This is a genomic window from Streptomyces sp. HmicA12, from assembly GCF_000373565.1.
Taxonomy (GTDB): domain Bacteria; phylum Actinomycetota; class Actinomycetes; order Streptomycetales; family Streptomycetaceae; genus Streptomyces.
On the sequence record NZ_KB891807.1, the window covers coordinates 115,211 to 137,436 of the forward strand.

A 22,226-nucleotide genomic window follows, 5' to 3' on the forward strand; every position below is an offset into this window, starting at 1 on the left:
CTGGGCACGCTAGGTATCTCAAGGGGGGACTCGGGAAAAAGACGCGGCCCGGCCGCTCCCATCTCACTCGGATGGGCGCAACCGGGCCGTGGATCAAGCCAGTTGAGCAGGGGCTCAGATCTTCGTCCAGGCCTCCGTGAGGACCTGGCGGATGATGCCCTCGATCTCGTCGAAGGTCGCCTGGTCCGAGATCAGCGGCGGCGAGAGCTGGATGACCGGGTCACCACGGTCGTCGGCGCGGCAGTACAGGCCGTACTCGAAGAGCTTCTTGGAGACGAAGCCGTAGAGCACGCGCTCCGACTCCTCGTCCGTGAAGGACTCCTTGGTGGCCTTGTCCTTGACGAGCTCGATGCCGTAGAAGAAGCCGTTGCCGCGGACGTCGCCGACTATCGGCAGGTCGTTGAGCTTCTGCAGCGTGCTGAGGAAGTTCGCCTCGTTGTCCAGCACGTGCTGGTTGAGGCCCTCGCGCTCGAAGATGTCGAGGTTGGCGAGGCCGACGGCCGCGGAGACCGGGTGGCCGCCGAAGGTGTAGCCGTGCAGGAAGGTGTTGTCGCCCTTGTAGAACGGCTCGGCGATGCGGTCCGAGACGATCGCGGCGCCGATCGGGGAGTAGCCCGAGGTCATGCCCTTGGCGCAGGTGATGATGTCCGGGACGTAGCCGAACTTGTCACAGGCGAACATCGTGCCGAGGCGGCCGAAGGCGCAGATGACCTCGTCGGAGACGAGCAGCACGTCGTACTGGTCGCAGATCTCGCGCACGCGCTGGAAGTACCCGGGCGGCGGCGGGAAGCAGCCACCGGCGTTCTGCACCGGCTCCAGGAAGACGGCCGCGACCGTCTCCGGGCCCTCGAAGAGGATCTCCTGCTCGATCTGGTCGGCGGCCCAGCGGCCGAAGGCCTCCGGGTCGTCGCCGTGGATCGGGGCGCGGTAGATGTTGGTGTTCGGCACCTTGTGGGCACCGGGGACCAGCGGCTCGAAGGGAGCCTTCAGGGCCGGCAGGCCCGTGATCGACAGGGCGCCCTGCGGGGTGCCGTGGTAGGCGACCGCACGCGAGATGACCTTGTACTTCTGGTGGTTGCCGGTGAGCTTGTGGTACTGCTTCGCCAGCTTCCACGCGGTCTCGACGGCCTCGCCGCCACCGGTGGTGAAGAAGACCTTGTTGAGGTCGCCCGGAGCATAGTGGGCCAGGCGCTCGGCGAGCTCCACGGCCTTGGGGTGGGCGTACGACCAGATCGGGAAGAAGGCCAGCTCGGCCGCCTGCTTGGCGGCGACCTCGGCGAGCTCCTGGCGGCCGTGGCCGGCCTGGACCACGAACAGGCCCGCGAGGCCGTCGAGGTACTTCTTGCCCTTGTCGTCGTAGATGTAGGTGCCCTCGCCACGCACGATGGTGGGAACGGGCGCGTTCTCGTACGACGACATGCGGGTGAAGTGCATCCACAGGTGGTCGTACGCGCTCTGGCTGAGGTCCTTGGTGCTCACGGCTATCGGGTTCCCCACATATAGGTCTGCTTCTTGAGCTTGAGGTAGACGAAGCTCTCGGTGGAGCGCACGCCGGGCAGGGCCCGGATGCGTTTGTTGATGACGTCCAGAAGGTGGTCGTCGTCCTCGCAGACGACCTCCACCATCAGGTCGAAGGAGCCCGCCGTCATCACGACGTACTCGCACTCCGGCATGGCCGTCAGCGCGTCCGCCACGGGATCCAGGTCACCCTCGACGTTGATCCCGACCATCGCCTGCCGCCTGAATCCCACGGTGAGCGGGTCGGTGACGGCGACGATCTGCATCACGCCCTGGTCGAGCAGCTTCTGGACGCGCTGGCGCACGGCTGCCTCGGACAGGCCCACGGCCTTGCCGATGGCGGCGTACGGACGCCTTCCGTCCTCCTGGAGCTGTTCGATGATGGCGAGGGAGACGGAGTCCAGCGACGGGTTGGCTCCGCCGTTCTTCGAACTGGGTCCCTTGGGGTCTGCGCTGCGACTGGCCACGGACCTCACTGTGCACGAGGGGTCGTCCGTTTCGCAACCCCGGACCGATGAAATTCGTTGTTTACGCTTCCGATACTCACGGATTTCGTAGGTCCGGGGTGGCGGGGGGTGTCGAAAACGTCGGTGAACGGATTAGGGTGGGTGTCTCAAGCAGTGGACATCTGCCTTTTCGATCCGCAAGGAGGCCGGTCAGTGACCACCAGTGAGCTGCGTCGTCTGCGTAATTACATCGATGGCGAGTTCCGGGACGCCGCCGACGGGCGGACCACCGATGTGGTCAACCCGGCGACGGGCGAGGCGTACGCGACCGCGCCGCTGTCCGGGCAGGCCGACATCGACGCCGCCATGGCCGCCGCCGAGGCCGCGTTCCCGGCCTGGCGCGACCTCGTACCGGGCGAGCGCCAGAAGTACCTGCTCAAGATCGCGGACGCGTTCGAGGAGCGGGCCGAGGAGCTCATCGCCGCCGAGGTCGAGAACACGGGCAAGCCGATCGGCCTGACGCGGAGCGAGGAGATTCCGCCGATGGTCGACCAGATCCGCTTCTTCGCGGGTGCGGCCCGGATGCTGGAGGGCCGCTCGGCCGGCGAGTACATGGAGGGTCTGACCTCCATCATCCGCCGCGAGCCGATCGGCGTCTGCGCGCAGGTCGCGCCGTGGAACTACCCGATGATGATGGGCGTCTGGAAGTTCGCGCCCGCGCTCGCCGCCGGCAACACGGTCGTGCTGAAGCCGTCGGACACCACCCCGGCGTCGACCGTCCTGATGGCCGAGATCATCGGCTCCATCGTGCCCAAGGGTGTCTTCAACGTCGTCTGCGGCGACCGCGACTCCGGCCGCATGATGGTCGAGCACAAGACCCCGGCGATGGCATCCATCACCGGTTCCGTGCGCGCCGGCATGCAGGTCGCCGAGTCCGCCGCCAAGGACCTCAAGCGCGTCCACCTGGAGCTGGGCGGCAAGGCCCCGGTCGTCGTCTTCGGCGACGCCGACATCGCCAAGGCCGCCGAAGGTATCGCCGAGGCCGGTTACTTCAACGCGGGCCAGGACTGTACGGCCGCCACCCGCGTGCTCGTCCACGAGTCGGTGCACGACGAGTTCGTCACCGCGCTCGCCAAGATCGCCGCCGAGACCAAGACGGGTCAGCCGGACGACGAGGACGTGCTGTACGGCCCGCTCAACAACCCGAACCAGCTCGCGCAGGTCACCGGGTTCATCGAGCGCCTCCCGGCCCACGCCAAGGTCGAGGCCGGCGGCCACCGCGTCGGCGACAAGGGCTACTTCTACGCCGCGACCGTCGTCTCGGGCCTCAAGCAGGACGACGAGATCATCCAGAACGAGGTCTTCGGCCCGGTCATCACCGTCCAGTCCTTCACGGACGAGGAGCAGGCCGTCTCCTACGCCAACGGCGTCGACTACGCGCTCGCCTCCTCGGTCTGGACGAAGGACCACGGCCGGGCGATGCGCATGTCGAAGGCGCTCGACTTCGGCTGCGTGTGGATCAACACCCACATCCCGCTGGTCGCCGAGATGCCGCACGGCGGCTTCAAGAAGTCCGGCTACGGCAAGGACCTGTCGGCGTACGGCTTCGACGACTACACGCGCATCAAGCACGTGATGACGTCGCTGGACGCGTGACACCGCCGCTGACCTATGCGGAAGTGGGCGCGACCCTGACGGAGGGTCACCTCCCGTCGGGGTACGCCCACTTGGACCGCCGCGTCCGTCTCGGCTCGGGGCACGAGTGCTTCGAGCGGGCGGGCGCGGCGGTTCTCGCGTGGGGCGCGCAGCGTGGGGCCGGGCTCTCCGTGGTGCCGGGGGATCCCGTCCGGGAAGGGGCGGATGTCGTCCTGCGGGCGTTGTGGCTGCGGATTCCCTGCCGGGTGGTGCGGGTCGTTCGTTCTTCGGGGCGGGTCGGGTTCGCCTACGGGACGTTGCCGGGGCATCCGGAGCGCGGGGAGGAGGCGTTTCTTGTCGAACTCGGCGAGGACGGCTCTGTGTGGTTCCGGGTGCGGGCGTTCTCCCGGGCCGGGCGGTGGTTCACGCGGGTGGGTGGGCCGGTGGCCCGGGCTGTGCAGGTGTGGGTGACGCGGAGGTATCTGCGGGCTGTGGTCAGGGCTTGCGCGGTCTCGCCGTAGGGGGTCGGGTCGCGGGCTGGGTGCGGGTGCGTGGGGCTTCTCGCGCCCCGCGGCGGAGCCGCTGATCGACCCAGCCCCGCGCCCCTGGCGGCGCTGAGTTATTGCCGCGCGTTCGGCTCGGAGGCCGCCTACAGTGAACGTCGCGGGGGCGGCTCCGTGGCGTGCTTCCTTCTTTCTTCTTCTGCAAAAAGACCGTAGTGCGCCCACTTCCCGCCCCCGCTCTGTCATGTACGTACGGGGGTGAGACGGGGATGACCGAAGACCTTGCCGCGCTGATGGTGCGCAGGCAGCAGCGGGTGTACGTCGAGGAGAGCGGCGGGGCGCCATCTTCCGTCGTCGGGGCCGGAGTCGTCGTCCTGGAGGCCGAACTCGCTGCCCTGGGGCACCTGTTGACCGGTCCACTGCGCCGCGCCCTCGCCGCGCTCGACGAGGACGGGCTCGCCCGCGCGGGGACCCGGCTGCTCGCCGACGTCGCCGTCCTCACCGGCGCAGACCGGCGGCACGCCCCGCTGTTCAAGGAGTTTCCGCGCGAGGTGCCGTACCGGCGGGGGCACGCGTTCTTCGCGGAGCACGTCCTCGCCGCCCTCGCCGCGCAACCGCACCAGCCCTGCATGGAGTGCGGGCGCGCGGGCGGGGTCGTGGTCGCTCTCACCTCCTGCGCCCACCTGGTGTGCGGGGCCTGCCGGAGCGCGCTCGACTTCGGATGCTGCGAGGACTGCTGCACCTGGTACCGGTGCCCCGTCTGCGAGGCCCGCCACGAGACCGATGGGCCCGTGCGGCCCTGGCTCGACGTGCCCGACGCGGCCGACGCGGGCGGTGACCGGGAGGTGCTGCGGACGCTGCGCCTCGGGGCGTCCCTCGACGACGACGCCACCGCCGAGCTGCGCGCCCTGCTCGGGCGCCGTACGCCGCTGAACCCGCAGGACCACGACGACCTCGTGTTCCTGCTCAACTCCCTCGACCCGGACGGGCTTTCCGAGCTGCCCGCCGACATTCCCGTACGGGAGTCCAAGGCGCTCGTGCTCGCGCTGCTGGCCGAGCACGATCCCGCCGCGCTCGGCCGGTACCTGGACAGCGCCACCGATGTGCTGCGGCTGCTCGCCGTGCGCTCCGGCGGCGACCCGGACCTGCTGGAGCCGGTGCGGCTGCGCAGCGTGCCGCGCGCGCTGCGACGTCAACTCCTTTATTCCATAGACAAGTTGGACCTGGCGCGTGCCGTCGAGGAGATGACGAGGCGGGCCGGCGCGTTCAAGCGGGTGGGCGAGGTGCTGCACCCCTTCGAGGACCTACGCCGTCATCCGCGGGCCGCGCTCGCCTTCGCCGTGCTGCGCGGGCAGCGCGTCGACGACGGGCCGCTCGGTGACGCGCTCCTCGCCGAGGCGGCGCGGCACGGGGACGCGGTGCGGGTCGTCGGCGACCGGCTGCGCGTGACGACCTGGGCGGGCCGCGTCGAGGACGCCCTCGCCGCGTGGGACGTCGAGCGCGCCACTGGGCTGCTGCGCGGACGGCCCGGTGAACTCCTGCGCCGCACCGACGTGTTGCTGTCCCGGGCCGTGGGGGACGGCGCGCCGGAGCAGGTCGCCGCGGCGCTCGCCGACGCCCTGCCCGGCGCCGGTGTCGGGCCGCTGCTCGGGGCCTGGGGGAAGCTCGCGGTGCGGACCGTACCGGGGCATCGGCGGGTGTTCTTCCCGCGCGGGCGCGTCACGAAGGCGTACGCCGTCGACGACCACCGGCCGCCGCTGCCGCGCAGGACCGCCGAGCGCGCCGCCGAGCTGATCGAGGCCGAGGCGGTGCGGCGGATGGACGTGCCGGGCGACCGGTACGACGTCGCCGTGCTCGACGCGCGCCTCGCCGACCTGCCCGTCCCGTACGCCGAGCGGGCCTCGGCCGCGTCGCTGGTCGCCGTGCCGCGCGGCAGCGCGCTGCGCGTACCGGCGCCGGGCGTCGGGCGGGCGCTGCGGCTCTTCCTGCACTGGACGCAGGAGAAGGGGCAGCGCGTCGACCTCGATCTGTCGGTCGCCTTCTACGACGACCAGTGGCGGTTCGTCGGGCTGTGCGACTACACCTCACTGGAGTGGGGTGGCGAAGGCGCGCTGCACTCCGGCGACCTGACGTCCGCGCCGCCGCCGCACGGCGCCAGCGAGTACGTCGACCTGGACCTCGGGCGGCTGCGCGGGGTGGGTGTGCGGTTCGCGGTGCCCGTCGTGTTCTCGTACAACGACGTGCCCTTCGATCAACTCCCGGACTCCTTCGCGGGGTTCATGGGGGTCGAGCGGGGAGCCAGGGCCGCGTTCGACGCCCGGGCCGTGCGGCAGCGCTTCGACCTCGCGGGGGACGCCAAGGCCATGGTGCCGATGGTCGTCGATCTGCGGACCCTGCGCGCCTGGTGGGCCGATGTCACGCTCCCGACGGGCGAGGACACCCGGCACAACGTGTGGGGGCACCGGGAGCGGCTGCGCCGGCTCGGGCGCGATCTCCTCGACGCGTTCCAGGCGGGCGACCGCGCCACCCTGTGGGACGTGGCGTGCTGGGCCGCCGCCGCGCGCACCGACGGGGAGATCCGGGTGCGCGGACAGAACGGCGAGCGCGTCTACCGGCGCGCCGCCGACGAGCCGCGTCACGAGTTCGCGCTGCGGGTGCGCGAGGGCTGGGAGCCGGACGGCGCGGGCGGATCGCCCGGCCCGGCGGGGCGGCGCGTCTTCGCCGCCCTGGAGTACGCGGAGCTGCCGGACGCCCACACGGGCACCCTGTACCGGCTGTTCCCCGGTGCCGCCGACGCGGCCGGACTCGCCCGGGTGACCGCCTCCGAACTGGTGGCGTGGCTGGAGCCGGGGCCGAAGTGACCCGGGCGGCCCGGCCGCCGCACCCGGCGCCCGCCCGGGCCGCACATCATCGACAGGGTGTCGGCTGCTGACCGCCCCGCTCGACGCAGCGTCCATTGTCCCCGTGGGTGTCGCGGCGGCATCCTTCGGTGGTGCGAGCGAACCTTTCCACCCCCAAGGCCCAGGTCACCCGTCGATCCCTGCTGCGCGCCCTCGGCGGTGGCGCCACGGCCGCGGCGGTCGGCGCGCTCGCCACGGGCTGCGGGGTGCCCGCCGCGTACGTCGGGCCCGGCGACCGCGCGGGCCAGGACCTGTCCTCCTCCGACCAGCGGCTCACCTGGGCGAACTGGCCGCTCTACATCGACGTCGACGACGACAACCCGTCGAAGCGGCCCACGCTCGACGCGTTCGAGAAGCGGACCGGCATCCAGGTCAAGTACACCGAAGAGATCAACGACAACGACGAGTTCTTCGGCAAGATCAGCCCGTCGCTGATGAACCACCAGAAGACCGGCCGCGACCTCATCGTCATCTCCGACTGGATGTGCGCCCGCTTCGTCCGCCTCGGCTGGGTGCAGGAGATGGACCGCGCGCGGCAGCCGAACGTCACCAAGTACCTCGACCCGCTGCTGCGTTCACCCGCCTTCGACCCCGGCCGCAAGTCCACCGTGCCGTGGCAGTCCGGCATCACCGGCATCGCGTACAACAAGCGCAGGCTGGGCCGCGAGATCAAGCACGTCTCCGACCTGTGGGCCGACGACCTCAAGGGGCGCGTCACCCTCCTGTCCGGGCTCGACGAGTCCTTCGCGCTGCTCATGCAGGGCAACGGCGTCGACATCACCAAGTGGACCGCCGACGACTTCGACAAGGTCTGCGACCAGGTCGACAAGCTCGTCAAGAGCAAGCACATCCGCCGCTTCACTGGCAACGACTACATCAAGGACCTCTCCAGCGGCGACGTCCTCGCCTGCCAGGCGTACAGCGGCGACATCATCCAGCTGCAGGCCGACGACCCGGACATCGAGTTCGTGGTGCCCGAGGAGGGCGCCGAGCTGTGGGCCGAGTCGCTGATGATCCCCAACCTCGCCGACCACAAGGCCAACGCCGAGCGCCTCGTCGACTACTACTACCGGCCGGAGGTCGCCGCCGAACTGGCCGCGTGGGTCAACTACGTGTGCCCGGTGCCCGCCGCCAAGGACGTGCTCGCCTCCTCCAAGGACAAGGAGACGGCCGAACTCGCCGAGGACCCGCTGATCTTCCCGGACGACGCGATGCGCTCACGGCTCGCCATCGCCCGCGACATCACGTCGAAGGAGCGCACCGAGTTCGCGAAGCGGTGGAACGCGATCGCGGGGCTGTAGCGCCCGGTACGGTCGCTCAGGCCAGTTCGGGCTGGGGCTCCGTCGGGTGTGACTCCGGCTGCCGCGGGGGCGCCGGCTTCGGCTCCCAGGCCTGGGTGGTCCGTACGTAGAAGAGGATCACCGAGGCCATCGCGAGCAGCAGCAGCGGACCGAACAGCCAAGGGTGCGCGGCAAGCTGCACCGGGAGGAAGCGGTACGCCACCAGAAGCACGGAGAAGACCACCGTGCCGTACGAGACCAGGCGGACCGCCGACAGGTCCCAGCCGCGGGCGAAGGCGCGCATCGCCGCCTCGATCGTCAGCGCGAACACCACGCCCGCGACGAGGTCCACGCCGTAGTGGTAGCCGAAGCCCAGCGTCGCGCTGAGCGTCGCCACCAGCCAGAACGCGCCCGCGTACCGCATCGGCCGCGAGCCCCTGCGGGTGTGGATGAAGAGGGAGGTGGCCCACGCGGTGTGCAGGCTGGGCATGCAGTTGCGCGGGGTGATCTCGTCGAACAGGACCGGGTGCGGGCTGCCGATGGCCGGCAGGACGTCCGGCCACACGTGGGACACGGCCCAGGCCCCGCCCTCGGCGCCGTACGCGTAGACCGGGCCGACCACCGGGAAGATCATGTAGATGGCGGGCCCGATCAGGCCGATGACCAGGAACGTACGCACCAGGTGGTGGGCGGGGAAGCGGCGCTCGGTTGCCACGTTGCGCAGCTGGTAGAGGCCCACGAGGGCGGCCGCGAGCGGGAGTTGGCCGTACACCAGGTTGAGGGTGTGGCTGCCGACGGGGCCGATCGCCTCCAGGACGCGGCCCGCCACCCACGACGGGTTGCCGAGCGCGTGATCGGCGAGGGCCACGTACGGGTCGAGGACCTGCGGGTGCTCCTTGGCCGTGATGAGCAGCCAGGTGTCGCCCGTCTTGTGCCCGAAGACCAGCAGCATGCCGAGGCCGCAGCCCTTGAGCAGCAGCGACCGTTCGGTGCCGGTGCGGCGGACGACGGCGACGACCGCGAGGCCGAGCACCACCCACAGCGCGCCGTTGCCGAAGTTCATGTCGGCGCCGACCACGAGACGGACCAGGCAGAACACGATGTCGATGCCGACGGCGGCGGCCGCGGCGATCAACCGCTGCCGCCAGCTGAGCACCACCATCGCCAGCGCCAGACCGGCGTACAGCAGCGGCCCCGAGTGCGGGGCGAAGATCAGCTCCTGCGCCTCGACGGTGAGCGGACCCGGCTGACCGTAGCGGCGGGCCGCGAACTCCAGCGCGATCAGGAAACCGAGGGTCGCCACCCCCGCCACGGTCCACAGCACGGTGCGTGGCCGTCGCCACAGGGGCCCGGGGTGGTCAGGCGGGGATATTCGAGGTGGTGTGGTCGTCAATTCCGGCTCATCGAGTGGCTGCGAGTGGCTGTGGGGCCAGGGGCACGTGGTCGTCGGGCGGCATGAGTTTCTGGTGAATTACAGGTGACCGGGGTGGTCGTGACGGGCTCGAACATGCTAACGGCACGAGGGTCAGCCTCATAGGGGCAGGTCAGGAAGGAGCCCTTCCGGTGGCGCCCGGCGACGCCCCGTACGTGTACGCGGGGAAGGGCTGCTGTACGTCGCCGGGGCGGGGGGGAGGAGGGAGCGAGGGGCCCGCGCCCTCCCGTTCGGTGGCGCGATCCACGCGGACGACCTCGGCCCCGGCCGCCTGCTCGAAGGCGTCGACCGGATTCTGGGCGCTGCACGACACCGAGGAGGTGCTCGCCGCGCCCCGCTGGATCCGGGGACGCCTGCCGGAGCTGCGCGAGCGGTGGGCGCGGGTGCCCGAGCGGGTGTGGTGGGCCCTGGAGGGCGTCGACGAGCGGGAGTTCGCGGTGGCGGTCGGTGTGATGGCCGGGATCGTCGGTGCGGGCGCGGGCGCGGGCGCGGGCGCGGGCGCGGCCGCCGGCTGGGCGAGCGGCGGACGCGGCGCGACGTACCAGGCGATGCTGAACGGCTTCGGCCTGCGCGGGCTCCTGCACATCGGGCAGGCGGTCGCCGTCCGCGGCTGCACCCCCGGCGCCGCCACGTCGCCGACCCTCGTCGTGCCGTTCACGGTGTGGGCCCGGCGGCGCCTGAAGCGGGCCGGGGTGCTGCGCCCGGGCCGCGGGCGCGACGCCGTCGCCGGGATCGCGTGGGCGGCCGCGGCGACGGTGGTCTCGCACGGAGTCGCGCGGCGGATCAGGCGCCCCGGGCGGCGGCCATGACGATGCGCTGGGCGACGGGGTTCATCTCCTCGTCCTTCGCGTCGGTCGCGTTGACGGAGTAGACGAGCGTGCGCGACAGGTCGCGGGCCGCGGCGATCGCCGTGTTGTAGCCGTACCGGGCACCGGTCTTGCCCCAGAACGTGAGGTCGCCGAGGTCCATCCGCTGCAGCCCCGCGGTCCGCGTCGCGCCGTCGATCCCGGCCGGCACGGTGAACATCTCCTTCAGCTGCGGCGCGGGCACGATCCGTCCCCGGAAGAGGGAGACGATCAGCCGCTCCAGGTCCGCGGTCGTGGAGATCATGTCGCCCGCCGCCCACCGGTCGGCCTGCACCCACTCCGTCACGTCCACGAACTCGCCGTCCACCAGCTGGTACCCACGGTTGTGCGCGCCCCGGATCGTCGGGTCGGCACCCGGGAAGTACGTGTGCCGCATCCCGGCCGGGCGCAGCACGAGCCGCGTGGCCACGTCCGCGTACGACTGCCCGGTCACCCGCTCGATCAGCAGGCCGAGGATCGTGTAGTTGATGTTGAGGTAGTGCTGCCGCGTCCCGGGCAGGAACTCCGGCCTCTTGGCGAGCGCCGACGTCACGACCTTCAGGGGCGGCAGCACGTCGAAGCGGTGCGCGTACTGGTCGGCGAACGCGTCGCCCCAGCCGATGCCCGCCGGGATGCCGCTCGTGTGGTTCAGCAACTGCCGTACGGATACGGGCCGGTGGAACTCCGTACCGCGGAACAGGCGGGGCAGATAGTGCTGCACCGGGGCGTCCGGATCGACCCGGCGCGCGGCGGCGAGCCGCAGCACGGCGGCGGCGGTGACCACCTTCGTCGTCGACCCGGCACGGAAGCGCGCGTGGGGGTCGGCGGCCCGCCCGGACGCTAGATCGTGCACCCCACCGCCCCCGTGCCAGGCCCCGGCCCGTCCGCCGACTCTCACCAGAGCTGCGGTGGCGTCCCCGTCCGGCAACCCGGAGACGGCCTGCCGCAGCGCGGCGGTGTCGAGTCCGGTGCCGGTGGTGGCCGCGGCCGGACCCGCGAGCGTCGGGGCGGCGGCAGCGGTGGCAGCGGCGGTGGACAGGGCGAGGAAGGCGCGACGCTTCAACTGGGGCTCCAGGGCGTGGTGTTCAGACGTGGTGTGCGGTGTCGACCGCGATGTCGACCACCCTTCCGCGCCGCGCCGGGCCGGACATCAGGATCGAGGACGAGGCCCGTCCCCGGGGCCGGGTGCGGGAGTCCCCTAGGGGGCTTCGTGTTCTTCCTGGGCGGCCATGACCTCGTCGCCGTGCTCGAACGCCCACGCCCCGAAGGCGTCGATGGGGCCGAGCAACGTCGCGCCGAGCGGGGTCAGTTCGTACTCCACGCGCGGCGGCGACTCCACGTACGCGCGCCGCGTCACGAGCCCGTTGAACTCCAGTCGCCGCAGGGTCTCGGTCAGCACCTTCGGGCTGATCCCGCCGATCCGCCCGCGCAGTTCGCCCGGTCGGCACGGGCCGTGGCGCAGGGCCCAGATCAGCACCGCGTTCCAGGTGTTCGCGAGCAGATCGAAGGCCAGGCGGGCCCGGCAGTCGGCGAGCTGAGGCTGGTCACTGGTCACGTACCGAATGGTGCCCGAAGAGCCGCCTACCGTCCTGTCCATGACGCGGATCGCGATTCTCGGAACGGGAAACATGGCAGGCGCGCTCGGCGCGCACTGGGTGCGGGCGGGCCACGAGGTCACTGTCGGCGGACGGGACGGGAAGAAGGCGGCGCGTCTCGCGGAACGGATCGGCGCGGCGGCCCACGGGAGCCTCGCCGAGGCGGCCGGGTCCGGCGACGCGGTCCTGCTCGCGCTGCCGTACGGCGTGGGGGAGCGTGTCGTCGCGGAGCTCCAAGTGCCTCTCGCGGGAAGGGTGTTGGTTGACTGCTGCAATCCGGTGGGGGAGGGGTTCCGGCTGCTCACGCGCGGCGGCCCGGCCGCCGCGCGGCGCATCGCGGACGCGGCGCCCGGCGCGCACGTCGTCAAGGCGTTCAACCTCTGTCACGAGGACACCTGGCGCCTCGACCCGCCCGTCTTCGACGGCCGGCCGCTCGCCGTGCCGCTGTGCGGCGACGACGAACAAGCCCTCGACCTCGTAGGCGAGTTGGTACGGGACACGGGGTGCCGTCCCCTGTCCGCGGGTGGCCTCGACCGGGCCGCCCTGCTGGAGGCGACGGCGGCCCTCGTCATCCAGCTGTGGGTGGGGGAGGGGGAGGACGCACAGGCGATGCTGCCACCGCTCGCCGCGTCGGGACCGGCCGCTTCAGGCCGCGCCGCGTAGCCCGGCCAGGACGTCGACCCGGTTCGTCGTGATCGAGTCGACGCCGAGGTCGAGGAGGCGGCGCATCGACCTCCTCGTGTCCGGGGTCCACGCCGAGACCAGGTGGCCGTCGCGGTGGACGCGGGCCGTGAGGTCCCGGGTCAGCAGGGAGAAGCGGTAGTTGAGCCAGCGCGGGCGGACCGCCGCGAGCAGCGCCGGGCGGGGCGGGGCAAGGCTCGTCCAGGTCAGGGCGATCTCGGCGGCCGGGTCGGCGGCGCGGACCTTGAGCATCGCCTCCGCGCCCGCGCAGTAGTAGGCGCGGTCCTCGGCGCCGCTGTCGTGCACCGCGGCCACGACGGCGCGGACCGACCGGGCCGTCGCGCCGGGCAGATCGATCATCAGGCGGTGATCGCCGACGGAGTCCAGGGCCTCGGTGAGCGTGGGCACGCCGCCCGCCGTCAGCTCGCGCACCTCCGTGGCGGAGAGCGCGGACAGCGGACGGTCCACGCCCCACAGCCGGTCGAGCGTCGCGTCGTGGAGGAGGACCGGTACGCCGTCGCGGGTCAGACGTACGTCGATCTCCACCGCGTCCGCGCCCCGTTCGAGCGCGGAGCGCAGGGACGGCAGGGTGTTCTCGCGGACGCGGTAGGGGTCGCCTCGGTGGGCCACGGCAGTCACGGTGCGCATGGCCCCCATTGTGGCCTCAGCCGGCGGTCAGGTGGTCGGCCAGCTCTCCGTGTACGCGTCGATCTCCGTGGCGATCCGGTCCTTGCCCGCGTCGTCGAGGAAGGAGGCACGCACCGCGTTCTTCGCCAGGTCGGCGACGCCGCGCTCGTCGAGGCCCAGCAGACGGGCCGCGACCGCGTACTCGGTGTTGAGGTCCGTCGCGAACATCGGCGGGTCGTCCGAGTTGATCGTGACCGTCACGCCCGCGTCGACGAACTGCTTCAGCGGGTGCTCGTCGAGGGTGCGGACCGCGCGCGTCGCGATGTTCGACGTCGGGCAGACCTCCAGGGGGATCCCGTGCTCGGCCAGGTGCGCGAGCAGCTTCGGGTCCTGCGCGGACGTCGTGCCGTGGCCGATGCGCTCGGCGCGCAGGTCGCGCAGCGCGTCCCAGACCGTCTCCGGGCCCGTCGTCTCGCCCGCGTGCGGAACCGAGTGCAGGCCGGCCGCGACGGCCCGGTCGAAGTACGGCTTGAACTGCGGGCGCGGGACGCCGATCTCGGGGCCGCCGAGCCCGAACGACACCAGGCCCTCCGGGCGCAGCGCGTCGTCCGTGGCGAGGCGCACCGTCTCCTCGGCCGACTCCAGGCCCGCCTCGCCGGGGATGTCGAAGCACCAGCGCAGCACCGTGCCGAACTCCGACTCGGCCGCCTTGCGGGCGTCCTCGATCGCGTCCATGAACGCCCGCTCGTCGATGCCGCGCCGCGTCGACGAGAACGGGGTGATGGTCAGCTCCGCGTACCGCACGTTCTGCCGGGCCATGTCACGGGCCACCTCGAACGTGAGGAGGCGGACGTCCTCCGGCGTGCGGATCAGGTCGACGACCGACAGATAGACCTGGATGAAGTGGGCGAAATCCTTGAAGGTGAAGAACTCCGTGAGCTTCTCGAGGTCCGCGGGGACCTTCGAGTCGGGGTGCCGGGCGGCCAGTTCCGACACGATCCTGGGTGAGGCGGAGCCCACGTGGTGGACGTGCAGTTCCGCCTTCGGCAGTCCGGCGATGAAGGACTGCAGGCTCGGGCTCTCGCTCACGGATTCCTCCCCAGGAACTTGGGTGATCGGCTGATCGGGGTCCCGGTCATCGTATGCGGGGGGTGAACTCGGGTGCGGGGCAGCCTTAGCATCGGCGGATGACCGAGTACGACCCGTACGGCGGGCGGGGCCGGTGGGGCGCGCCCGCCGCCCACACCCACGACTCCTACGGGTACGCCAATCCGTACGCGCCGCCCGGCGAACCCGTACCGCCGCCGCCCGTCGGCCCCGAGGGCCCCGGCGTCTTCCCGTACCCGGCGTACGCCTGGGCGGCCGGGTACGGGAAGAGCGGCCCGCGCAACGGGTTCGGCGTCGCCTCCCTGATCCTCGGCATCGTCACCGCGGTCGGCTTCCTGCTCTGGCCGTTCGCGATCGTCACCGGCGTCCTGGCCGTGGTCTTCGGCGTGCTGGGCCGCCGCCGCGCGAACCGCTCCGCGGCGACCAACGGTGGGCAGGCCCTCGCCGGGTTCATCTGCGGGCTCGGCGGGCTGATCCTGGCGGTGCTGCTCGCGGTGGTGTTCCTGGTGGGGCGGGTCGGGGACGACGACGGCCCGTCCGACCCGGAGCCGGGGTCCGACGAACCGGGGTACTCGATCGTGCTGCGCTGAGTGTGCGGTGTGGGTGGGCGCGGGTTGGGTGCGGGACGGCCGCGCAGTTCCCCGCGCCTCCTCATGCCTTCGCGTCCGCCGAGTTCTCTTGTCGCGCGGGTGCGGGTTGTGGGTGGTTGCTCGCGCAGTTCCCCGCGCCCCTTTCGCCTTCGCGTCTGCCGTGGTCCCTTGTCGCGCGGCTGACGGCCGGTGGGAGCTTCTCGCGCAGTTCCCCGCGCCCCTGAGAGCGAGCTCCGCTCGCTTCAGGGGAAGCCGCGCGCAGCGCATGCTTCAGGGGCGCGGGGAACTGCGCGACCAGCCCCCACCGGACCCGCACCCGCCCGCGAAGTGCATCCCGGCACCCGGGACCGCGTCCCGCCCGCAACGCCCCCGGCACCCGGGACCGAGCACCCCGCCCGCAACGCGTCCGCCCGCGACGGAGCCGGCTCAGCGCAACCGCTCCCGCGCCTCCATCAGCGCGAACCCCAGCAGATTCGGGCCCCGCCACTTCCGCGGATCCAGCGCCGCCGGATCGTCCGCGGTGAGTCCGATGCCCCAGATCCGGTCGACGGGGCTGGCCTCGACCAGGACGCGCCGGCCCGTGTCGAGGAGAAACGCCCGCAGCTTCGGGTCCGCCGCGAACTTGTGCACGCTGCCCTCGACGACCGCGCCGAACCGCTCCCGCGCCCAGATCGCCTCGTCGAAGCCGCGCACCAACCGCCCCGCCGTCTTGGCCCGGGACGGATGACCGGCCTCGATCGCGCGCCGCTCGGCCTCCGCGTCACCGAACAGGCGGGCCTTCGCCGCCATCATCCAGTGCTCCGCCGTCGCGTACTCCACCCCGTCCACCGTGAACGGCGACGGCCACCACTGACTGAGGCAGCTCGCCCCGAGCGTGCCGTCGCCCCGCGGGGTGTGCCCCCAGAAATGCAGATACTTCAGCCGGGCCCCCGCCGCCAGGGCCGCCACCAGCGATTCCCTGTTGTCGATCTTCATTTCGTCCCCCGTGATCCCCATACACGCGAGTCTGGCACGCACCACTGACACTCCGTCCTGGGTTTTCCAGGCCGACTCGACACCTGGTCGACAGATTCCGTCGCGTAACCAAAAGGCAACAACGGAATCACTTGTTGGAGTACTAGGGCTCTGTCAGGATCGGCACTCAAATCGAGCTGGAGCCACGTCGGCGCCTGCGGGACGGGACGCCGGCGGAGGAGAGCGAGAGCGAGCACTCATGCACAACCCCGACTCGGCCAACCCGACCTCGGCCACCCTCACCTCGGACACCCCCCTCTCGGCCAAGTCCGTCAAGGCCTTCGCGCAGGAACGCTTCGCCGCCGGCGCGAACTTCATCGCGGGCCGCCTGACCCCGGGCACCTCTGGCCGCACCCACGCGGTCGTCGACCCGGCCACCGGCGAGGCGGTGTACACGTACGAGCTGGCCGGCCCGGCCGACGTGGACGCCGCCGTCGCCGCGGCCCGCGCCGCCTTCCCCGGCTGGGCGGGCCTGACCCCGGGCGAGCGGTCCGACGCGATGCACAAGTTCGCGGCCGTGCTCGACGAACGGGCCGAGGAGTTCGCCCGGCTCGAGTCGCTGCAGTGCGGCAAGCCGATCAAGCTGAGCCGCGAGTTCGACGTGCCGGGCACCGTCGACAACACCGCGTTCTTCGCCGGTGCCGCCCGGCACCTGCAGGGCCAGTCGGCCGGTGAGTACAGCGGTGACCACACCTCGTACGTACGCCGTGAGCCCATCGGCGTCGTCGGCTCCATCGCGCCCTGGAACTACCCGCTGCAGATGGCCGCATGGAAGGTCCTCCCGGCCATCGCCGCGGGCAACACCATCGTGCTGAAGCCCGCCGAGCTGACCCCCTTCACCTCGCTGCTCTTCGCGCAGGCCGCCACCGAGGCCGGGATCCCGGACGGTGTCGTCAACGTCGTCAGCGGAGCGGGCAAGGACGCCGGTGAGCACCTCGTCGGCCACCCCGACGTCGCCATGACCTCCTTCACCGGCTCCACCGGCGTCGGCAAGCGCGTCGCCGAGGTCGCCACCGCCACGGTCAAGCGGCTCCACCTGGAGCTCGGCGGCAAGGCGCCCTTCGTCGTGTTCGACGACGCCGATCTCGACGCCGCGGCGCACGGCGCGGTCGCCGGCTCCCTCATCAACACCGGCCAGGACTGCACCGCCGCCACGCGCGCGTACGTGCAGCGTCCGCTCTACGAGGCGTTCGTCGAGAAGACGGCGGCGCTCATGGAGAGCGTCCGGCTCGGCGATCCCTTCGCCGAGGACACCGACCTCGGCCCGCTGATCTCGCACACCCAGCGCGACCGCGTCGCCGGTTTCGTCGACCGGGCCCGCGGCTACGCGCGCGTGGTCACCGGCGGCGAGGCACCCGGCGGGGCGCTGGCGAACGGCGCGTACTACCGGCCGACCCTCATCGCCGACGCCGCGCAGGACAGCGAGATCGTGCAGTCGGAGATCTTCGGACCGGTCCTCGTCGTGCTCCCCTTCGACACCGACGACGAAGGCATCGAGCTCGCCAACGACACCCCCTACGGGCTCGCCGCCTCCGCCTGGTCCACCAACGTCTTCCGCGCCAACCGCGCCACCCGCGAGATCAAGGCCGGCTGCGTCTGGGTCAACGACCACATCCCGATCCTCAGCGAGATGCCCCACGGCGGCTACAAGGCGTCCGGCTTCGGCAAGGACATGTCCGCCTACTCCTTCGAGGAGTACACGCAGATCAAGCACGTCATGTTCGACAACACCGCGGTGGTCCGCAAGGACTGGCACCGCACGATCTTCGGGGACCGATAGCCACCAGGCCGCCTGACCCGCGGCCGCCTCCACCTCCCGCAAGGGACTCCCGAAAGGGCACCACGCGCATGGAGCAGTACGAGCCCGAGAACCTGTCCCCGGCTCAACTGGCCGCCATGAGGCGCAGCTTCAGGAACGGGCGGGCCGCCATGTCCCGCCGTTCCCTGCTGCGTGCCTCGACGGGCGGCGCCCTCGCCGTCGGCGGGCTCGGGACGCTGAGCGCCTGCGGCATCCCGGCCGCGAGCAAGTCCCAGGGCGGTGTCACGTCCGAGGACCACTCGGCCAAGGAGAAGACGATCAACTTCTCCAACTGGACCGAGTACATCGACATGAGCGACGACGAGAAGCACCGTCCGTCCCTGGACGCGTTCACCAAGCGCACCGGGATCAAGGTCAAGTACACCGAGGACATCAACGACAACGTCGAGTTCTTCGGCAAGATCAAGCCGCAGCTCGCCGCCGGCCAGGACACCGGCCGCGATCTGATGGTGCTCACCGACTGGCTGGCCGCGCGCCTGATCCGCTACGGCTGGGTGCAGAAGCTCGACCCGGCCCACCTGCCGCACGCGTACACCAACCTGTCCACCCAGTTCCGCAACCCCGACTGGGACCCGGGCCGCTCGTACTCCTACCCCTGGACGGGCATCTCGACGGTCATCGCGTACAACACCGAGGCCACCGGCGGCAAGGAGATCACCTCCGTCTCGCAGCTCCTCGACGACCCGAAGCTCAAGGGGAAGGTCGGGCTGCTCTCCGAGATGCGCGACACCGTCGGCATGACCCTGCTCGACCTCGGCAAGGACCCGCGCGACTTCACGGCGGACGACTTCGACGCGGCCATCGCGCGCGTGCAGAAGGCCGTCGACAAGAAGCAGGTCCGCCGCTTCACGGGCAACGACTACATATCCGATCTCAGCAAGGGCGACCTCGCGGCCTGCCTGGCCTGGGCGGGCGACATCGTGCAGCTCCAGGCGGACAACCCGCACATCAAGTTCGCGATTCCCGAGGCCGGTTACATCTCGTCGACCGACAACCTCCTCGTCCCGAACAAGGCGCGGCACAAGACCAACGCCGAGAAGCTCATCGACTACTACTACGAGCCCGCGGTCGGCGCCGAACTCGCCGCGTGGATCAACTATGTGACACCGATGGAGACGAGCGTCGTCCGGCCCGAGCTCGCCAAGATCGACAAGAGCATCGCGGACGACCCGCTGATCGTCCCGGACAAGACCATGGCGGCCAAGGGGCACGGCTTCCGTTCCCTCACGGCCAAGGAAGAGACGTCGTTCGAGGAGAAGTTCGCCCAGCTCACCGGCGGCTGAGGCAGAAACTCGCGCATCTCCCCCTATTTGCTCCCAGACTCCTTGGACACATCATGACCCCTCTTGCCCAGACTGACCACGGCGGCGACGTCCGTCTCACCGGCATCAGCAAGACGTACGACAACGGCTTCACGGCCGTCCAGCCGCTCGACCTCACCGTCCCGCAGGGCTCCTTCTTCGCCCTGCTCGGCGCCTCCGGCTGCGGCAAGACCACCACCCTGCGCATGATCGCGGGCCTGGAGGAGCCGACCACCGGCACCGTCATGCTCGGCGACCAGGACGTCACGAACCTGCCGCCCTACAAGCGGCCCGTGAACACCGTCTTCCAGTCGTACGCGCTCTTCCCGCACCTCGACATCTTCGAGAACGTCGCCTTCGGCCTGCGCCGCCGCGGCATCAAGTCCGTGAAGAAGCAGGTCGAGGAGATGCTCGACCTGGTGCAGCTCGGCGAGCACAAGCGCAAGAAGCCCCACCAGCTCTCCGGCGGCCAGCAGCAGCGCGTCGCCGTCGCCCGCGCCCTCATCAACCACCCCAAGGTGCTCCTGCTCGACGAACCGCTCGGCGCCCTCGACCTCAAGCTGCGCCGCCAGATGCAGCTGGAGCTCAAGCGCATCCAGACCGAGGTCGGCATCACCTTCATCCACGTCACGCACGACCAGGAGGAGGCCATGACCATGGCCGACACCGTCGCCGTGATGAACCAGGGCCGCGTCGAACAACTCGGCGCCCCCACCGACCTGTACGAGAACCCGGGCTCCACCTTCGTCGCCAACTTCCTCGGCACCTCGAACTTCATCGAGGCCGAGATCGCGGGCCGCGCGGGCGACGACCTCACGCTCAGGGCCGGTGACGGCAAGCTCGTGCTGCCGAGCGCCCGATGTTCCGCCGCCTCCACCACCACCGGCGACAAGGTCCTGCTCGGCGTGCGCCCCGAGAAGATCTCCCTCACCCACGCCGACGACGCGTCCGCGATCCCCGACGGCCGCAACCGCATCACCGGCCGCATCGCGGACTCGTCCTTCATCGGCGTCTCCACGCAGTACGTCATCGAGAGCCCGCTCTGCGACGCGTTCGAGGTCTACGCCCAGAACATCGAGCGCGACGCCCGCCTCAGCCCCGGCGCCGAGGTCGTCCTGCACTGGAACCCGGCGCACTCCTTCGGTCTCGACGCCGCCCAGGACGCCGACGCGGGCGTGGAGAAGGTCTCGGAGGACGCGGCCGCATGAGCACGACACTCACCAAGGCGCCCGAGGCGCCGTCCGATGAGCCGGCACCGCGCAAGCCGCGACGGCGCGGCCGGCTCGTCCCGTACTGGCTGCTGCTGCCCGGCATCCTCTGGCTGGTCGTCTTCTTCGCCCTGCCGATGATCTACCAGGCCTCCACCTCCGTACAGCAGGGGTCGCTGGAGGACGGGTACACGGTCACCTGGCACTTCGCCACGTACTGGGACGCGCTGTCCGACTACTGGCCGCAGTTCCTGCGGTCCGTCCTGTACGCCGGTCTCGCCACGATCCTGTGCCTGCTGCTCGGGTATCCGCTGGCCTATCTCATCGCGTTCCGCGCGGGCCGCTGGCGCAACGTCGTCCTGATCCTCGTCATCGCGCCGTTCTTCACCAGCTTCCTGATCCGCACGCTCGCCTGGAAGACGATCCTCGCGGACAACGGCGTCGTCGTGAGCGCGCTCAACAAGCTGCATCTCCTCGACGTCACGACCTGGCTCGGCATGACCGACGGCGACCGTGTGCTCGCGACACCGCTCGCGGTGGTGTGCGGACTCACGTACAACTTCCTGCCGTTCATGATCCTGCCGCTGTACACGTCCCTGGAGCGGATCGACGGCAGGCTGCACGAGGCCGCGGGGGACCTGTACGCCTCCCCGGCGACCACCTTCCGCAAGGTGACCTTCCCGCTCTCGATGCCGGGCGTCGTCTCCGGCACGCTGCTCACCTTCATCCCGGCGGCCGGCGACTACGTGAACGCGGACCTGCTCGGCTCCACCGACACCCGCATGGTCGGCAACGTCATCCAGACCCAGTTCCTGCGGATCCTCGACTACCCGACGGCGGCCGCGCTCTCCTTCATCCTCATGGCGGCCATTCTCGTCATGGTCACCGTCTACATTCGCCGTGCCGGAACGGAGGATCTGGTCTGATGCGCTGGCTGCGGAAAAACCTCGTGGTGATCGCGGGCCTGATCACGCTCGCCTATCTCCTCCTCCCGAACGTCATCGTCACGGTCTTCTCCTTCAACAAACCGAAGGGCCGTTTCAATTACGAGTGGCAGCAGTTCTCGCTCGACGCCTGGAAGAATCCGTGCGGCGTCGCCGACATGTGCGGCTCGCTCTCGCTGAGCCTCCAGATCGCCTTCTGGGCGACGCTGGGCGCGACCGTGCTCGGCACGATGATCGCCTTCGCGCTGGTGCGGTACCGCTTCCGCGCGCGGGGAGCGGTGAACTCGCTCATCTTCCTGCCGATGGCGATGCCCGAGGTCGTCATGGCCGCCTCGCTGCTCACGCTGTTCCTCAACATGGGCGCCCAGCTGGGCTTCTGGACGATCCTCATCGCCCACATCATGTTCTGCCTGAGCTTCGTCGTGACGGCGGTGAAGGCGCGCGTGATGTCGATGGACCCGCGCCTGGAGCAGGCCGCGCAGGACCTGTACGCGGGCCCGGTCCAGACGTTCGTACGGGTGACCCTGCCGATCGCGGCGCCCGGAATCGCGGCGGGCGCACTCCTCGCTTTCGCGCTCTCCTTCGACGATTTCATCATCACCAATTTCAACGCGGGCTCGACGGTCACCTTCCCCATGTTCGTCTGGGGTTCGGCGCAGCGCGGTACGCCCGTACAGATCAATGTCATCGGTACGGCCATGTTCCTGGTCGCCGTACTGTGTGTGCTTGCCGGAATGATGCTCGGTAAGCGAAAGAACAAGGTCTCCTGAATTCCAGGGGA

General features: G+C 70.8%; 20 protein-coding genes. 12 read left to right on the forward strand and 8 right to left on the reverse strand.

All coding sequences use genetic code 11. The features are described 5' to 3' along the window. Positions 1-114: 114 nt before the first annotated feature. Positions 115-1,497: an aspartate aminotransferase family protein gene (locus B072_RS0116835; protein WP_420707544.1), complete on the reverse strand. Its 1,383-nt coding sequence runs from the start codon at positions 1,495-1,497 to the stop codon at positions 115-117. Beyond that, positions 1,482-1,985: an Lrp/AsnC family transcriptional regulator gene (locus B072_RS0116840; protein ID WP_018531126.1), complete on the reverse strand. Its 504-nt coding sequence runs from the start codon at positions 1,983-1,985 to the stop codon at positions 1,482-1,484. The genes B072_RS0116835 and B072_RS0116840 overlap by 16 nt, the downstream gene beginning before the upstream one ends. Positions 1,986-2,177: 192 nt before the next feature. On the opposite strand from B072_RS0116840, the gene B072_RS0116845 reads away from it, so the two are divergent. From B072_RS0116845 to B072_RS0116860, 4 genes are all read left to right on the forward strand, one after another. After that, positions 2,178-3,620, forward strand: a complete 1,443-nt coding sequence (locus B072_RS0116845; protein ID WP_018531127.1) for a gamma-aminobutyraldehyde dehydrogenase — start codon at positions 2,178-2,180, stop codon at positions 3,618-3,620. Next, positions 3,617-4,120 (forward strand): DUF1990 family protein, encoded by a 504-nt coding sequence (locus B072_RS0116850; RefSeq protein ID WP_018531128.1) that lies wholly within the window; start codon positions 3,617-3,619, stop codon positions 4,118-4,120. Before B072_RS0116845 ends, B072_RS0116850 begins: the two co-directional genes overlap by 4 nt. 251 nt (positions 4,121-4,371) lie before the next feature. Further along, positions 4,372-6,963, forward strand: a complete 2,592-nt coding sequence (locus tag B072_RS0116855) for an MXAN_6230/SCO0854 family RING domain-containing protein (protein WP_018531129.1) — start codon at positions 4,372-4,374, stop codon at positions 6,961-6,963. 128 nt (positions 6,964-7,091) lie between these two features. Beyond that, positions 7,092-8,303: a polyamine ABC transporter substrate-binding protein gene (locus B072_RS0116860; RefSeq protein ID WP_018531130.1), complete on the forward strand. Its 1,212-nt coding sequence runs from the start codon at positions 7,092-7,094 to the stop codon at positions 8,301-8,303. Between the two features lie 16 nt (positions 8,304-8,319). Here B072_RS0116860 and B072_RS0116865 read toward each other — a convergent pair whose 3' ends face one another. Next, on the reverse strand, positions 8,320-9,606 hold the full coding sequence (locus B072_RS0116865) for a phosphatase PAP2 family protein (protein ID WP_018531131.1): 1,287 nt from the start codon (positions 9,604-9,606) through the stop codon (positions 8,320-8,322). Positions 9,607-9,947: 341 nt separating this feature from the next. Between B072_RS0116865 and B072_RS0116870 the strand changes: the two genes are divergently transcribed. Further along, a complete protein-coding gene (locus B072_RS0116870; RefSeq protein ID WP_018531132.1) occupies positions 9,948-10,523 on the forward strand; it encodes an HXXEE domain-containing protein in 576 nt (191 codons plus the stop codon). Here B072_RS0116870 and B072_RS0116875 read toward each other — a convergent pair. Both B072_RS0116875 and B072_RS0116880 read right to left on the reverse strand, forming a co-directional pair. Continuing rightward, positions 10,498-11,622 (reverse strand): serine hydrolase domain-containing protein, encoded by a 1,125-nt coding sequence (locus B072_RS0116875; RefSeq protein WP_018531133.1) that lies wholly within the window; start codon positions 11,620-11,622, stop codon positions 10,498-10,500. The two genes, B072_RS0116870 and B072_RS0116875, sit on opposite strands and share 26 nt — an antisense overlap. A 135-nt stretch (positions 11,623-11,757) precedes the next feature. Beyond that, entirely contained in the window at positions 11,758-12,114 is a 357-nt protein-coding gene (locus tag B072_RS0116880) for a winged helix-turn-helix transcriptional regulator (protein WP_018531134.1), read from the reverse strand. A 40-nt stretch (positions 12,115-12,154) separates the two neighbouring features. Between B072_RS0116880 and B072_RS0116885 the strand changes: the two genes are divergently transcribed. Beyond that, on the forward strand, positions 12,155-12,817 hold the full coding sequence (locus tag B072_RS0116885) for an NADPH-dependent F420 reductase (protein WP_043244133.1): 663 nt from the start codon (positions 12,155-12,157) through the stop codon (positions 12,815-12,817). Here the strand turns inward: B072_RS0116885 and B072_RS0116890 are convergent. Next, complete coding sequence (locus tag B072_RS0116890) at positions 12,800-13,483, reverse strand: glycerophosphodiester phosphodiesterase (RefSeq protein ID WP_086020362.1); 684 nt, start codon at positions 13,481-13,483, stop codon at positions 12,800-12,802. The genes B072_RS0116885 and B072_RS0116890 overlap by 18 nt on opposite strands. Positions 13,484-13,510: 27 nt before the next feature. Further along, positions 13,511-14,551: an adenosine deaminase gene (locus tag B072_RS0116895; protein WP_018531137.1), complete on the reverse strand. Its 1,041-nt coding sequence runs from the start codon at positions 14,549-14,551 to the stop codon at positions 13,511-13,513. Between the two features lie 98 nt (positions 14,552-14,649). Here B072_RS0116895 and B072_RS45975 point away from each other — a divergent pair, with 98 nt between their 5' ends. Next, on the forward strand, positions 14,650-15,159 hold the full coding sequence (locus B072_RS45975) for a DUF4190 domain-containing protein (RefSeq protein WP_018531138.1): 510 nt from the start codon (positions 14,650-14,652) through the stop codon (positions 15,157-15,159). 426 nt (positions 15,160-15,585) lie between these two features. Here B072_RS45975 and B072_RS0116905 read toward each other — a convergent pair whose 3' ends face one another. After that, on the reverse strand, positions 15,586-16,155 hold the full coding sequence (locus B072_RS0116905) for an NADAR family protein (protein ID WP_018531139.1): 570 nt from the start codon (positions 16,153-16,155) through the stop codon (positions 15,586-15,588). Positions 16,156-16,372: 217 nt separating this feature from the next. Between B072_RS0116905 and B072_RS0116910 the strand changes: the two genes are divergently transcribed. The 5 genes from B072_RS0116910 (at position 16,373) to B072_RS0116930 (ending at position 22,215) form a co-directional block, all read left to right on the forward strand. Then, positions 16,373-17,953, forward strand: a complete 1,581-nt coding sequence (locus tag B072_RS0116910; protein ID WP_018531140.1) for a gamma-aminobutyraldehyde dehydrogenase — start codon at positions 16,373-16,375, stop codon at positions 17,951-17,953. Positions 17,954-18,021: 68 nt separating this feature from the next. Next, the gene (locus B072_RS0116915; protein ID WP_018531141.1) at positions 18,022-19,275 is read left to right on the forward strand and encodes a polyamine ABC transporter substrate-binding protein; all 1,254 of its coding nucleotides are present in this window, start codon (positions 18,022-18,024) and stop codon (positions 19,273-19,275) included. Between the two features lie 53 nt (positions 19,276-19,328). Next, positions 19,329-20,501, forward strand: coding sequence for an ABC transporter ATP-binding protein (locus tag B072_RS0116920; protein ID WP_018531142.1), 1,173 nt, complete (start codon positions 19,329-19,331; stop codon positions 20,499-20,501). Further along, the gene (locus tag B072_RS0116925) at positions 20,498-21,427 is read left to right on the forward strand and encodes an ABC transporter permease (protein ID WP_018531143.1); all 930 of its coding nucleotides are present in this window, start codon (positions 20,498-20,500) and stop codon (positions 21,425-21,427) included. Before B072_RS0116920 ends, B072_RS0116925 begins: the two co-directional genes overlap by 4 nt. Then, on the forward strand, positions 21,427-22,215 hold the full coding sequence (locus tag B072_RS0116930) for an ABC transporter permease (RefSeq protein ID WP_018531144.1): 789 nt from the start codon (positions 21,427-21,429) through the stop codon (positions 22,213-22,215). Before B072_RS0116925 ends, B072_RS0116930 begins: the two co-directional genes overlap by 1 nt. The last annotated feature ends 11 nt before the right edge of the window (positions 22,216-22,226 follow it).

Excerpts from the sequence above, each read along its gene's own strand:
- B072_RS0116910 (WP_018531140.1), top strand. The coding sequence starts at position 16,373 with ATGCACAACCCCGACTCGGCCAACCCGACCTCGGCCACCCTCACCTCG.
- B072_RS0116890 (WP_086020362.1), bottom strand. The coding sequence starts at position 13,483 with ATGCGCACCGTGACTGCCGTGGCCCACCGAGGCGACCCCTACCGCGTC.
- B072_RS0116920 (WP_018531142.1), top strand. The coding sequence starts at position 19,329 with ATGACCCCTCTTGCCCAGACTGACCACGGCGGCGACGTCCGTCTCACC.
- B072_RS0116885 (WP_043244133.1), top strand. The coding sequence starts at position 12,155 with ATGACGCGGATCGCGATTCTCGGAACGGGAAACATGGCAGGCGCGCTC.
- B072_RS0116905 (WP_018531139.1), bottom strand. The coding sequence starts at position 16,155 with ATGGGGATCACGGGGGACGAAATGAAGATCGACAACAGGGAATCGCTG.
- B072_RS0116855 (WP_018531129.1), top strand. The coding sequence starts at position 4,372 with ATGACCGAAGACCTTGCCGCGCTGATGGTGCGCAGGCAGCAGCGGGTG.
- B072_RS0116915 (WP_018531141.1), top strand. The coding sequence starts at position 18,022 with ATGGAGCAGTACGAGCCCGAGAACCTGTCCCCGGCTCAACTGGCCGCC.
- B072_RS0116925 (WP_018531143.1), top strand. The coding sequence starts at position 20,498 with ATGAGCACGACACTCACCAAGGCGCCCGAGGCGCCGTCCGATGAGCCG.
- B072_RS0116930 (WP_018531144.1), top strand. The coding sequence starts at position 21,427 with ATGCGCTGGCTGCGGAAAAACCTCGTGGTGATCGCGGGCCTGATCACG.
- B072_RS45975 (WP_018531138.1), top strand. The coding sequence starts at position 14,650 with ATGACCGAGTACGACCCGTACGGCGGGCGGGGCCGGTGGGGCGCGCCC.